Raw genomic sequence first — 11,720 nt, 5'->3', positions numbered from 1 at the left:
AGCTCTATCCCAACGAAATCCAGATGCTCCATGTGGGAGAGGCAGAAAACACACGACTGGGCTTGCTCCTTGACGAAGTAGCCGACCTCACCGAAGCAGCCCCCTCGGCCAGTGGCTACTTCCGAACTCACGCCCTCGTGTTCACGGTACTCGCCACTCTCGCCCCGTACATCCGTCACGCGCCCGTCCCGGTGCCGCCGCTCACCTCACGACAGCGGGCCGTGCGGGTAGCGCCTCCGCGCTGGCGAGCGTTCCAACCTGTGCGCCGAGAGATTGCGCGCACGGCGGCGCTCATCCAGAACGACATTGCGCGGCGCTGGTCACTGTCCGAGCTCGCGGCGCACGCCTGTCTCTCCACCAGTCGGTACGGCCAACTGTTCAAGGAATCGTTCGGGGTAACACCGCTCACCTATCTGTCGATCCTGAGGGTGCAGGAAATGGCGCGCCTGATCCGCGAGACAGACCTGCTCATCGGCACAATCACCGATCGAGTCGGATGGTGCCAGCATTGCGGACACGCGACGCTCGTGTTCCGCCGCTACATGGGAGTGACACCATTCGAGTACCGGCACTACGGCCCACCGACCGCGAGCCACGAGGGGCCGGGCTTGGGAGCTGTCACCGGGTCTTCGCCCACACCGTGCCCCGGTGAACCTCGAAGCGACGCGCCAGCGCGTTCACGCTCACGCCCTGGGCGCGGGCTGTTCGCATAGCGTCCACTTCCTTCTCTGTGAGGCGTGTTCGAGGTCGTTTCTTTGGTTCCGTCGACGCTCCGATCAACGGGTCATTGGCCCCGTCCTCGGACTCCGCATCGCCACAGATGCCCTGATTCCACGCGGAAACAAGCCTCTCAACCCGCGGTCGCCTGTTCCCGCAGCGTTCCATTGCGTCCACCCGATCGCTTGAGCCGCGACACCGTCGACAGACGGGGTCGCGGCTCTCGTCGTTCCACGACGTGCTCGTCGCCGGGGCCGCGCAGATCAGGCGGACAGCTCGCCGGCCGCCCGTCGGTAGGCGCCGGGCGTGATGCCCGTGGCGGCGCGGAAGTCGCGGGTGAGATGCGACTGGTCGGTGTAGCCCAGATCGCCGGCGATCACGGCCAGATCGTCACCGGGCCGGGTCAGCAGCGCGCGGGCGACCTCCTGGAGCCGGATCCGGCGACTCAGCCATTTCGGGCCGTGCCCCAGCGTGTCGACGCAGGCGCGCTGGATCGTGCGCTCGCTGCACGCGAACCGCTCGGCGAGGGTGGCTCCCGTCCTGTGGTGGACGCGCTCGCGCAGCTCGTCGAGGACGTCGTTCGCCAGCAGGCCCGCCGCGGTCGGCGCTCGATCCGTGAGCGCCCACGTGATCGCCTCGTCCGCGGCCCGCGCCTGCTCGCGCGGAGCGGTGCCGCCCGCGATGCTCCGGGCCCGCGCGTGCAGGCGCTCGTCCAGCTCTGCCGTGAGCGGCACCGTCGCGTCCGCCACCAGCGCGGGGGAGAAGTCGCCGAGCACACCGAGTCCCGCCGGTCGCAGCCTGACCGCGAACACCCGCCCTGTTCCGCGGATGGTGCGCCGCCACGCACCGCCCTGCACCCCGGTGACCACGAGCGGGGCAGGCACGTCGCCCTCCTCGACGGTGAGCGTCACTGCCGGCAGGTCGATGATCGGCTGATCCAGCTCCTCGCGCTCGTCCAGCGCCCAGGAGACGTGCCAGTACTGGTCGACCACCGCCGACACGGCCGGATCCGGCGTGATCCACCCCGCCGCATAGCGCGCCAGCCGGTCCGGGTAGAGCACGCCGGACCGCTCCGAGGAGGCGATCGGGTCCTCCCGTGGATCACCCGCGACGGTCATGGCGTCCATCCTCCCAGGCAGCCCCCGGAGTCTGTCGCTTTCCTGCTATCGCTGCCCGTCCGTGCCGACGACACTGACGCCATGGGAAGCACCAACTACGCCGGAACGTTCATCCAGGTCGCGGACGACTGCCCGGTCGATACGGCCGAGCGACCACCGTCGGGCGGCCGGGCGCCGACCGTCGCGGCACTGCAGTACGAGCTGATCTCCGAGCATCCGTACGAGCTCACCAGCGACGATGTCGTGTTCGAGGTGCACGGGATCCGGCAGTCCGTCCCCGCCGAGTCGCGCGCGGAGGCGCGGGCCGCGTTCTTCACCAAGGGGCAGCCGTGCCTGCGGTCCTCCCCGCTGGGCAAGCGCTACGGGTGGGGCATCCACCACGACGCCGACAGCCGCGTGGCCCTCGTGCCGCTCGGTTCCGACGAGTACGCGGCCCTCGCCGCCGACCCGGCGCTGAAGCAGGTCAAGGCGATGCGTTCGAAGCGTGCCTGACCCTGCCCTCATCGGTGGGCCGCCCCGGTGCCGCCTACTGTGGGGCGGAGCGATCGAGGAGGCCGCATGACGCACCATGTGCCGGAGACCGAGGCGACGCGCACCGGCGGGCCGGTGCCGGGTGGAAGCTCGGGGCGGATGACACGGGACGACGATGAACGGCCCGGTCGGCTGATCCGGCCGCTGGAGCCCGCGCGTGACTTCGACTCGCCCCTCCACAGTCAGGGCGCGCTGGTGGTGGGCGCCGATCGCCTGGCGTTCGTGTCGGGGCAGGTGGGTGTGCGGCCGGGCGGCTCGATGGGCGCGGACCTCACGGAGCAGACACTCATCGCGTTCGAGAACGTCGAGCGGGTGCTGGCGGAGGCGGACCTCGGCATGCCCGATGTCGCCTCGTTGCGGATCTACCTCACCTCGCACGACGCGATCCCCGAGTTCACGGAGACGGCGCGAGGCTGCCTCTGTGGGCACCGGCCGGCGTCGACGCTCCTCGTCGTCGAGCACCTGGCGAACACCGCGCTGCTGGTCCAGGTCGAGGCGATCGCGGCCGGCCGCTGACCGGTTGCCCGGTCGCGCGCCCGGTCCGCCACCGGCTACGCGATCTCGCGGACGGCGTCAGCGACGGCCGCGGACTCCCGCCGCAGGATCTTGGCGTGGTTGGTGGGCACCGTCGCGAAGACAGCGATGTTCGGCCGACGGTCCAGCACCGGGTCGAGGGTGGCGCGCACCTGTGCCATCTCCTCGTCGTCGGTGCCGAGGTGACCGCCGGTCGCGACGACGTACCTCACGGGAGCCTCGATGCCGTCCAGCACGGGCTCGAGGGTGCTCAGCAGCTCGTTGACCTCGATGTTGACCTCGGCGTGCTGCTCGGCGCTCATCCGCGCCGCGAGTCCCATCCGGCTCGCGACCGGGAGGATCCACCGCATGCGGCGGAAGAGCCGGCGGAGGCGGGCACGTGCCTCGTCGTCGATCCAGTCGTAGGGCATGGCCCCGTCGACGGCGACCACCCCGGCGGTGCGGTCCGGGTGGCGATGCGCCCAGTGCACGGCCAGCGTCGCCCCGTAGGACCATCCGGCCAGCACGGGGCGTTCCACGCCGGTCGCGTCGAGCACGGCCTCGAGGTCGCGCAGGCAGGCCTCGAACGAGTAGTCGGCGGAGCGCCGCGAGCGGCCGCGTGCCCGCTCGTCGTAGCGGATGTGCCGCCAGTCCGTGGTCCCGAGCTCGGCGACCACCCGGTCCCAGTGGCGCAGGTCGGCGTACGCGCCGTTGAGGTAGACCACCGGCGTGCCGGGTCCGCCGGTGTCGGTGGCGAACAGCGCGGTGTCCTCGACCGGGATCATGCCGGTCCACGGTGCGTCCGGGCGCGTCATGAGCGGTGCTCGTCGTCGTGGGTGGGTGCGTGGACCCGGGTCGGGACCGAGCGACGGCGGTGCGCCCGCAGGAGGCCGTCGAGGCTGTCCCAGATCGCGACGACCGCGACGAGGAGCAGGAACAGCTCGGTGAGGTCGGACAGGTCGCCGAGGCTTTCGTCGCTCGCCCCGAACCGCCCGGGCGGTGTCGGTGCGAAGAGGGCGCCCGCCACCGCCAGCCCGATGAGCGCCGCGGCCCCTGCGGCGTTGACCGCGGTGTTGACGAGGGCCACCGGCATCGTCCACCGACGTCGCGCCCAGGCCACCGCGCTGCAGGCGATGCTGCCGGCGAGCGTGGCCACGAGGACGGCCTTCCAGACCGGGTGGAGCTCCGGGTCGAGGACCTGGAGCTGCTGCCCGTCGTCGGCGACACCGACGAGCTGCCACAGGAGGACCGCCAGCACGGCGGTGCCGAGGACGATCGACATCACGAGGCCGGGCGGACGCGGGTCGATCTCGACGGGGGACCGGCCCGACGGCGGGGCGGGGTGCTGCGTCGTCCCCATCGTCACGCCACCGTCCCGGCAAGAGCGGTGAGCGCGGCCGCCAGGGCGAAGGCCCCGGCCGTGAGCCCGACGGCCGCCAGGACCGTCAGCACGACGGTCGACGCCGTCCAGCTGACCGGGGGAAGAGCCCGGGCCAGGACCACCCCGAGGGGCACGAGCAGGGCGACGCCGGTGACGACCCCGGGCATCGGGCTCCACGAGAGGAGGCTGAGCAGGGCGTGGCTCGCGCCGTTGACCGCCAGCGCGCAGGTGAGGCACACGAGGGCGGTGGCGCTCCATCGCGGCCGGGTGAGGACGGCGACGGCGGCGAGCCCGAGAACGGCGAGCGTGACGAGGGCGAGCACGAGTGCGAACTCGGCTCCGTCGCCGTGCAGCGATCGTCCTGGCAGCCAGGGATGACCGGCGATCCACCCGGTCATGTCGAGGTACCACTCCTCGGTGTTGTGCAGCACGACCACGAGCGCCGTCGTGATCCACGGCAGCGTCAGGCGGTGCTGCCCGACCTCGGTGGGTGCGTCCTCGGGTGCAGGTGCGGCGAGCATCTGTCTCATGAGCCAGCCTTACGTTTGTATGGGTAGGTCATACGACTGTAAGGTGGTGGCATGGCAGATGCAAGGGACGGCAGGGAACGCCTGGCCGAGGCGCTGACCCGGGTGGTGGCCCGGGGCGGTGTCGCGGGGGTGAGCGTGCGAGCCGTGGCGTCCGAGGCCGGCGTCAGCGGCGGCACCGTGCAGCACTACTTCCGCACCCGCGCCGAGATGATCCGGTACGCGATGGAGTGGATCTCCGGCCGGGTCGAGCACCGCCTCTCCGGGGTCTCTCGCTGGGGGGACGTGCGGGTGTGGACCCGGCAGATCCTGCTCGAGCTGCTGCCGTTGGACGAGCAGCGGCAGCGCGAGCACGCGGTGTGGCTGGCGTTCGTCGCGCACGCCGGGACCGACCCCTCGCTCGTCGGGCTGAGGCGCCGCACCGACGAGAAGCTCGTCGAGCTCTACGCCCGCATCGTGCGTGCACGGCGCTCGCTCCCGCCTGCCGCCGACGTCGGGGCCGAGGCAGTTGTCGCCCAGGACGCCCTGCTGCTGCAGGCGTTGCTGGACGGTCTCTCGCTGCGCCTCACCGTGATGCCGCCCGACGAGGCGCGGCGCCGCGGTCCGGTCCTTCTCGACCGCTACCTGGAACTGGCCGTCGACGTATCGGAGCAGGCCTGAGCCGGCCGACCACGCCGTGCCCGGCGCAGGCCGCCGGCTACGGCCAGATCCAGCCCTGCGTAAGGACGATGTTTCCGGCGACGAGCGCGGCCAGCAGCACGAGCCCGCCCACCGGCGGCCAGCCGATCGCGGGCGGGGTCTCGGCGTCGGCCCGCTTCGCGCGGAACATCATCGACATCGGTGCGAACACCCCGAGCGACACCGCGGCAGCCAGGACGGCGACGACCGTCGCGGGGTCGTCCACCGCTGCCAGCAGGACGTAGCCCGCCATGAGGACGAGGAAGCCGCCGGTGCCGATGAGCCAGGGCCAGACCGTCATGTCGGTCCGGTCCTGGACCGTGGCGGCGAGCCCGCGGATCGGCACGGAGAAGGCCCAGGCCGTCAGGGGCAGGCACGCCCACCCGACGACCGTCGCGGCGACGTAGGCGGCGGGCGGTGCGTTCAACAGCTCGAACGCCTGCGCGGTGTCCCCGACGTCGAGGATCGCGGTGACCTGCAGGTATCCGAAGGCCTCCTGCAGGCTGGTGAACACCGTCCACAGCCACACCAGGCGCCAGAACGGCCGCGTGCGGAACGGGGTGTAGACCCGGTCGACGACGACCCCGGCTACCCCGGTGAGCAGGCTGAACGCCGGGCCGGCGAGCAGCTCGACGACGGCCTGGTTGGTCGACAGCTCCGGGGTGAAGCTGACGGCGAACGGCAGCTGGGTCGGTCGGCTCCCGTAGAGGGCGCCCACGACGGCGTGGCTGGTCTCGTGCAGGGCCACCATGATCGTCGTGCCGATGACGAACGCGAGGCTGGTGCCGAGGATGAGGTGGGCGCGGCTCACAGTCCGGGCTCGATCCATGTCGAGATCCTTGCACGTCGGAGACGCAAACGACACAGGTTGACGGACCAGGATCGTGAGGGGCCTGGATCTCGCGCAGGTTCAGCCGGCCTCGGACAGGCGTGCGTCGAGGTGGCGCCGGGCGGGCGGGCCGAGCACCTCGTGGACCTGGCCGAGGAGCGAGGTGAGCTCGGGCTGACGCCACCCCTCGGGGAGCAGCTCGGCCGGCAGCGGCGGCACGACGACGAGTGCGCGGTAGACCGGCAGCGTGAGCCCGGCCAGCCGACGCATCGCCGCCGCCCCCGTCGGCCGGCCGTCCCGGTCGCGGGCAAGGGCGTTGCTCAGCCGCGTGACCTGCCGGCCCAGGTGACGGTCGAGGGAGGCCAGCTCCCACGCCTCGGCGGCGGCCGCGCGCGCCTCGGCCGGGCGGAGCCGGAGCGTGACCGGGTAGACCGTCATCGCCTCGGGCAGGGTCGCGGTGAACGGCTCGAGGGTCTCCCACCGGTCGTCGACGCCGATGAGCAGGCCGGGCCGAAGGGTGGCGTAGCCGGCGAGCACTGCCTTGGTGCGCAGCCTGTCGCGGTGGTTGCGCAGCCGTTCGGGCGCGCTGTAGAGGATTCCGGCGAACTCGCCCGTCCACTCCCGTTCCGCCGGCCCATGACCGGGGTGGCCGAGGCTGCGTGCGTGCCGGAACCCGCTCGCGGTCAGCCCGGCCAGTCGGTAGTCCGTGATGCGACCGGTGCGCGCTCCCGTGATCTCGCCGGCGGCCCGCATCCGGGCGATCGCGCTGCGCGTGGCGCTCGCGCCGATGCCGAGGTCGGCCAGCAGCGCGACGAGCGCCGGGCCGGGGAGCGAGTCGCGGGCCGAGAGCCCGAACAGGAAGCTGATGAGCGAGGCGATCGACGGTGCGCGCTGCGCGGGCAGCCCTCGCCGGTCGGACATCCGCCCACTGTATTCGGGGCGCGCCTACCGGTAGGCGCGCTCGTAGGCCCCGGGGACGAGGCCGGCGTCGTGCCCGAGCTCGTGCGCGGCGCGGATGGCGAAGTTCGGGTCGCGCAGCATCTCGCGGGCGAGCAGCACCACGTCGGCCTGCCCGGTCGCGAGGACGTGCTCGGCCTGGACGGGGGAGGTGATGAGCCCGACCGCACCGGTGGGGATGCCGGTGCGCTCGCGGATCCGGGCGGCGAACGGCACCTGGTAGCCCGGCCCGATCGGCACCCGCGCCGGCAGGTTGCCGGCGGTCGAGACGTCGACGAGGTCGACCCCGTGCTCGCGCAGCCGGGCGGCGAGCCAGGTGGTGTCGTCGATGTCGAGGCCGCCCTCGGTCCAGTCCGTGGCCGAGACCCGCACGAGGACGGCTACGTCCTCGCCAGCCTCGGCCCGCACGGCGTCGACGACCTCGAGCAGGAACCGGTCGCGGTTCTCCGGCGAGCCGCCGTAGTCGTCCGTGCGGTCGTTGCTCAGCGGGGAGAGGAACTGGTGGAGGAGGTAGCCGTGGGCGCCGTGGATCTCGAGGAGGTCGAACCCGGCGTCGAGCGCCCGCCGGGCGGAGGTGACGAAGGCGGCCGTGATCTCCGCGATGCCGGCCGCGTCCAGCGCCCGGGGAGCGGTCAGGCCGGGATACGACGACGACGACGGGCCCACCGTCTCCCAGCCGCCCTGCTCGAGGGGGAGTGAGCCCCGGTGCTCCGTGCCCCATGCGGGCCACACCGACGCCTTCCGGCCGGCGTGGGCGAGCTGGACGCCGGCGAGAGCGCCGCGCTCGTGGACGAACCGCACGATGGGTGCCAGGGCGTCGCGCTGCTCGTCGTTCCACAGCCCCAGGTCCTCCGCCGAGATGCGGCCCTCGGGCGTGACAGCGGTGGCCTCGGTGAGGACCACCCCCGCGCCGCCCCTGGCGAAGGAGCCGAGGTGCACCAGGTGCCAGTCGGTGGCGACGCCGTCGTGGGCGTGGCAGGAGTACTGGCACATGGGCGCGACCCAGATGCGGTTGCGGGCGGTGGCGCCGCGCAGCGTGAGCGGCGTGAACAGCTCGTGGGACACGGGCGGAGGTCCTCCTCGTAGGGGGCGGTGGCCGGTGGCGCGCTCGCGCGTGCACGCGGCGGGACGGCACCCGCGGGTCGATCGGGTTCGCGGCCATCCTCGCACCGGTGCACCGGCGTCGATCAGCGAGTACCTCACGCGGATGTGTGCCTCGCAGGCGGACAGGTCCGGCGGTGAGCACTGCACGGCGCAGGAGGTCTCCGAGGTGCTGGCCCGGAGCACGGTCCACGGCAAGGCGCGTGTGCGCAAGGTCGACGCCCCGGCCGCCGGGTCAGCGTCGTTGCTGCTGAAGTTCGCGACGGTGCTCGGGCACTGCAACGCCGGGCGCTTCCGCGGTCAGGAGATCAACCTGACGACGTACGACCTCGCGCGGATCAACATGTTCCCGTACGACGTCACCTTCGAGTCGTTCAGCATCGCCCTCGGCGACACCCTCACCGATCCCCAGCACCGGGACGACGAGCCGTTCGAGGCGCTCGTGTCCACCCCGCCCTACTCGATCAGGTGGGCCGGGGACGCCGACCCGCTGCTCATCCACGGCGAGCGGTTCGCCCCCGCGGGCGTGCTGGCGCCGAAGTCGAAGCCAGACCTCGCGTTCACCATGCACATCCTGTCCTGGCTGGTCGTCGACGGCACGGCACCGACCGTTCGCCACCCTGGCCATCACGCGCCACCTCACCGAGGTCTCGGCCATGTCGACCGAGAAGCTCGTCCGCACCCCACGAGCCGTCCGCTCAGCAACCATCGAGATCAACGGCGAGAAACTCACCCTCGACCAAGAACCAGCACTCGAGATCCGCGCGCTGCTCGTCCGACTCACCAGCAGTCACGCAACCACGTGGCACGAGTCAGGCGGGCTGGCCGCCGCGCCCTTGCGGGTCCGGTGCGGCACGCAGGCGATCCGCCTCGTCCTCCTCCGGGCGCGGTGCGACGTCCTGATCGAGCTCGATCACCGGCACGACGGAGGCCCACCTGACCTGCACGTCGCCAGCCGAGTCACCCGCGACCTCGTCGCGGGCTCGGCCCGACCTGCGGTGCGCCGCTCGACGCGCGACGAGCGGCGCTTGCCCGTACCGTCGGGACGTTCGCCATCGATCGAGTGGACGCACCTACCCGGAAGGACAGCGCCATGGCTGAGATCTCCGACCTGACCCAGGCCGACGTCGTCAAGCTCCTCCGCGGCAGCCGAGTCGTCATGCTGACGACCGCTCTCGCCGACGGGAAGCTCCTGGCCCACCCGATGTCCCCGCAGGAGGTCAGCGACGACGCCGACGTCTGGTTCTTCCTCAGCCTCGCGAGCGGTCAGGCCGACGCGCTGCGGCGCGGGCCGAACGCCAACATCGCGGTCGCCGAGGCCGGCTCCTGGCTGTCCGTCGCGTGCCGCGTCGAGCTCGTCGAGGACCGCGCCAAGGTCGAGGAGCTGTGGAGCGACGGCGCCGAAGCCTACGTCGAGGGAAGGGACGACCCGAACCTGACTCTCGTCAGGGCGGTCGGGGAGTCCGCGCAGTACTGGGGCGTCCCCGGCGGGAAGGTTTCCGCTCTCGCGCAGCTCGTCAAGGCGAAGGTGTCCGGCGAGCGGCCCGCGGGCGGCACATCGACGACCGAGCTCTGAGCCCGGAGATCGGCCCGACGCCAGGCACGCACACGCAGGCCGACCCTGCCGGTCGCGGGAGCACAGAGGTGACGGACACCGAGCGCTACGTCGTGGTGCGGGGTCGGCGGTGGCGCCGTGCCGACCCGCGGCTGCCCGAGGAGGTGCGCGCCGCGCTGGTTTCCGCGCTCGGCCGCGCACGCTCTGCCGTCCGTACCGCCCCCGACGACGACGCCCGGACCGCGGCCAGGCGTCGTGTGCAGGCAGCGAAGGAGGGGCTGGGGGAGCGGGGCACCGCGTGGTGGGACCTCGGTGAGCACGAGGCGATCGGCCGGGCGAGAGACCGGCTGGCGCGATTGCGTGAGCTCGAGGACGAGGCGTAGAGGCGGGGCCGTCCATGGGTGCTCTGCACCACTACCCGCCGCAGGAAGTCTCCGAGGGACTGGCCCGGATCACGGTCCACGGCAAGACGCGCGTCCGCAAGGTCTACGACCCCGCCCCAGGGTCGGGTTCCCTGCTGCTGAAGTCCGCCAAGGCGCTGGGGCGCCGCTCGGGGGCTTCTGCGGTCAGGAGATCAACCTGACGACGTACGACCACGCTCGCATCAAGAAGTTCCTGCACGACGTCGCACATGCGCAACATCTACGCCGGAGTGCGAGCTCGACGAGGCGGTTACTCACAAGGATCTCTTTTCGGTTCGACGTGAGGGCACGCGACGTCCACCGTCCCCTCACGTACTGCATCACTGGCGCGGGCTGTTGGAGCGCATCCGCGCGCCCCCTCGTGTCTGCGGCCGGCGGCGCGCTCTGGTCGGGGCGCTTCGCGACCATCCGCGCACCGGCGCGACGAACCAGGTGAGTGGCGTGGGAGACGGCGCTCTCGCGCGGAATTGTGTCGTCGTCATCGTGCTACGGTCGCCCGGTGATGAACGACCGTGCGATTCATGTCCTGCGCGAGTTCGTCGCCGAACGCGAATGGACGCAGTTCCATTCGCCGGAGAATCTTGCGAAGAGCATCAGTATCGAATCGGCAGAGCTGTTGGAATGCTTTCAGTGGGGCGCCCCGGGGGAGTTCGATGGGGTGCGTGACGAGCTCGCCGACGTCTTGACGTACTGCTTGTTGCTCGCGGACGCGCTGGGCGACGAGCCGGAAGATCTTGTGCTCCGAAAGCTGGCCAGGACCCGCGAGAAGTATCCGGTCGACAAGGCGCGAGGAACGAGTCTGAAGTATGACCAGCTGGAGGATTGAGCGACTCGATTTCGACTCCGGCTCCGTGGATGAGTGGAGCCGGGTCGATCCTCGTCACAGCAACTGGCCGGTGGTCTACAGCATCAACGGGCCACGCTCGATCTACGTGGGCGAGACCGGCAACGCGATGGGCAGGATGCGGCAGCACCTGGGCACCAAGGACGGCCTCGACACGGTGCGGGTGGTCATCGACGAGACGTTCAACAAGTCCGTCTGTCTCGACCTGGAGTCGACGCTCATCAGGCTGCTCGGGGGCGATGGCAAGTTCGAGGTGCTCAACAGGAACGACGGGATCACTGACGCCGAGTATTTCGACCGTGCGTGGTACCGGTTGCGGTTCGATGAGATCTTCGACGAGCTCCGCGCGGCGGGGTACTTCGACCGCAGCATCCCCGAGATCGTCAACAGCGACCTCTTCAAGTTGTCCCCGTTCAAGGCGCTCACCCATGATCAGGCGATTGTCGTCGAGAGCATTCTCGATGGTCTGTTCGAGGACCTCGCCGCCGACCTGTCGAGCGCGAGTCTCGTCGAGGGGCACCCGGGAACGGGTAAGACCATCCTTGCC

16 protein-coding genes and 1 pseudogene are annotated in these 11,720 nt (G+C 71.4%); 10 read left to right on the top strand and 7 right to left on the bottom strand.

Annotation, left to right across the window (positions count from 1 at the left end; all coding sequences use genetic code 11):
* The coding region (locus ACPYO4_RS16035) for a helix-turn-helix transcriptional regulator (protein WP_425710255.1) at window positions 1-713 on the top strand (713 nt) is incomplete at its 5' end.
* Window positions 714-980: 267 nt separating this feature from the next.
* On the opposite strand, the gene ACPYO4_RS16030 is transcribed toward ACPYO4_RS16035, so the two are convergent.
* A complete protein-coding gene (locus ACPYO4_RS16030) occupies window positions 981-1,835 on the bottom strand; it encodes a helix-turn-helix domain-containing protein (protein WP_425710254.1) in 855 nt (284 codons plus the stop codon).
* 81 nt (window positions 1,836-1,916) lie between these two features.
* Here ACPYO4_RS16030 and ACPYO4_RS16025 point away from each other — a divergent pair, with 81 nt between their 5' ends.
* Together ACPYO4_RS16025 and ACPYO4_RS16020 are read left to right on the top strand one after the other, a co-directional pair.
* Window positions 1,917-2,327 (top strand): DUF6157 family protein, encoded by a 411-nt coding sequence (locus ACPYO4_RS16025; RefSeq protein WP_425710253.1) that lies wholly within the window; start codon window positions 1,917-1,919, stop codon window positions 2,325-2,327.
* A gap of 66 nt (window positions 2,328-2,393) precedes the next feature.
* Window positions 2,394-2,882, top strand: a complete 489-nt coding sequence (locus ACPYO4_RS16020) for a RidA family protein (protein WP_425710252.1) — start codon at window positions 2,394-2,396, stop codon at window positions 2,880-2,882.
* Window positions 2,883-2,917: 35 nt separating this feature from the next.
* On the opposite strand, the gene ACPYO4_RS16015 is transcribed toward ACPYO4_RS16020, so the two are convergent.
* The 3 genes from ACPYO4_RS16015 to ACPYO4_RS16005 are packed head-to-tail and all read right to left on the bottom strand — an operon-like array spanning window position 2,918 to window position 4,790.
* On the bottom strand, window positions 2,918-3,694 hold the full coding sequence (locus ACPYO4_RS16015) for an alpha/beta fold hydrolase (protein ID WP_425710251.1): 777 nt from the start codon (window positions 3,692-3,694) through the stop codon (window positions 2,918-2,920).
* Complete coding sequence (locus ACPYO4_RS16010; protein ID WP_425710250.1) at window positions 3,691-4,239, bottom strand: hypothetical protein; 549 nt, start codon at window positions 4,237-4,239, stop codon at window positions 3,691-3,693. Before ACPYO4_RS16010 ends, ACPYO4_RS16015 begins: the two co-directional genes overlap by 4 nt.
* Window positions 4,240-4,241: 2 nt before the next feature.
* Window positions 4,242-4,790: an HXXEE domain-containing protein gene (locus ACPYO4_RS16005; RefSeq protein ID WP_425710249.1), complete on the bottom strand. Its 549-nt coding sequence runs from the start codon at window positions 4,788-4,790 to the stop codon at window positions 4,242-4,244.
* Window positions 4,791-4,841: 51 nt separating this feature from the next.
* On the opposite strand from ACPYO4_RS16005, the gene ACPYO4_RS16000 reads away from it, so the two are divergent.
* Entirely contained in the window at window positions 4,842-5,447 is a 606-nt protein-coding gene (locus ACPYO4_RS16000) for a TetR/AcrR family transcriptional regulator (RefSeq protein ID WP_425710248.1), read from the top strand.
* A 37-nt stretch (window positions 5,448-5,484) separates the two neighbouring features.
* Here the strand turns inward: ACPYO4_RS16000 and ACPYO4_RS15995 are convergent, their stop codons facing one another.
* The 3 genes from ACPYO4_RS15995 to ACPYO4_RS15985 form a co-directional block, all read right to left on the bottom strand.
* Window positions 5,485-6,294 carry a hypothetical protein gene (locus ACPYO4_RS15995; RefSeq protein ID WP_425710247.1) on the bottom strand — a complete coding sequence of 270 codons (810 nt, stop codon included), beginning with the start codon at window positions 6,292-6,294 and terminating at the stop codon, window positions 5,485-5,487.
* Between the two features lie 81 nt (window positions 6,295-6,375).
* Window positions 6,376-7,215 (bottom strand): PaaX family transcriptional regulator C-terminal domain-containing protein, encoded by an 840-nt coding sequence (locus tag ACPYO4_RS15990; protein WP_425710246.1) that lies wholly within the window; start codon window positions 7,213-7,215, stop codon window positions 6,376-6,378.
* Window positions 7,216-7,239: 24 nt separating this feature from the next.
* Complete coding sequence (locus tag ACPYO4_RS15985) at window positions 7,240-8,316, bottom strand: NADH:flavin oxidoreductase/NADH oxidase (RefSeq protein ID WP_425710245.1); 1,077 nt, start codon at window positions 8,314-8,316, stop codon at window positions 7,240-7,242.
* On the opposite strand from ACPYO4_RS15985, the gene ACPYO4_RS15980 reads away from it, so the two are divergent.
* The 6 genes and pseudogenes from ACPYO4_RS15980 to ACPYO4_RS15955 form a co-directional block, all read left to right on the top strand.
* Window positions 8,243-9,292 (top strand): N-6 DNA methylase, encoded by a 1,050-nt coding sequence (locus ACPYO4_RS15980; protein ID WP_425710244.1) that lies wholly within the window; start codon window positions 8,243-8,245, stop codon window positions 9,290-9,292. The two genes, ACPYO4_RS15985 and ACPYO4_RS15980, sit on opposite strands and share 74 nt — an antisense overlap.
* A 153-nt stretch (window positions 9,293-9,445) precedes the next feature.
* A complete protein-coding gene (locus ACPYO4_RS15975) occupies window positions 9,446-9,928 on the top strand; it encodes a pyridoxamine 5'-phosphate oxidase family protein (protein WP_425710243.1) in 483 nt (160 codons plus the stop codon).
* A gap of 68 nt (window positions 9,929-9,996) precedes the next feature.
* On the top strand, window positions 9,997-10,290 hold the full coding sequence (locus ACPYO4_RS15970) for a biopolymer transporter Tol (protein ID WP_425710242.1): 294 nt from the start codon (window positions 9,997-9,999) through the stop codon (window positions 10,288-10,290).
* A 14-nt stretch (window positions 10,291-10,304) separates the two neighbouring features.
* Window positions 10,305-10,490, top strand: a complete 186-nt coding sequence (locus ACPYO4_RS15965; protein ID WP_425710241.1) for an N-6 DNA methylase — start codon at window positions 10,305-10,307, stop codon at window positions 10,488-10,490.
* A 341-nt stretch (window positions 10,491-10,831) separates the two neighbouring features.
* Window positions 10,832-11,155: a nucleotide pyrophosphohydrolase gene (locus ACPYO4_RS15960; RefSeq protein WP_425710256.1), complete on the top strand. Its 324-nt coding sequence runs from the start codon at window positions 10,832-10,834 to the stop codon at window positions 11,153-11,155.
* Window positions 11,136-11,720: pseudogene (locus tag ACPYO4_RS15955) on the top strand (DUF2075 domain-containing protein); the annotation flags it as partial. The gene ACPYO4_RS15960 and the pseudogene ACPYO4_RS15955, both read left to right, overlap by 20 nt.

This window comes from Georgenia sp. Z1491, from assembly GCF_049856175.1.
Lineage (GTDB): Bacteria > Actinomycetota > Actinomycetes > Actinomycetales > Actinomycetaceae > JB111.
Note: the sequence above shows the minus strand (reverse complement) of the source record. Positions and strands in the feature narration are given on the sequence as shown.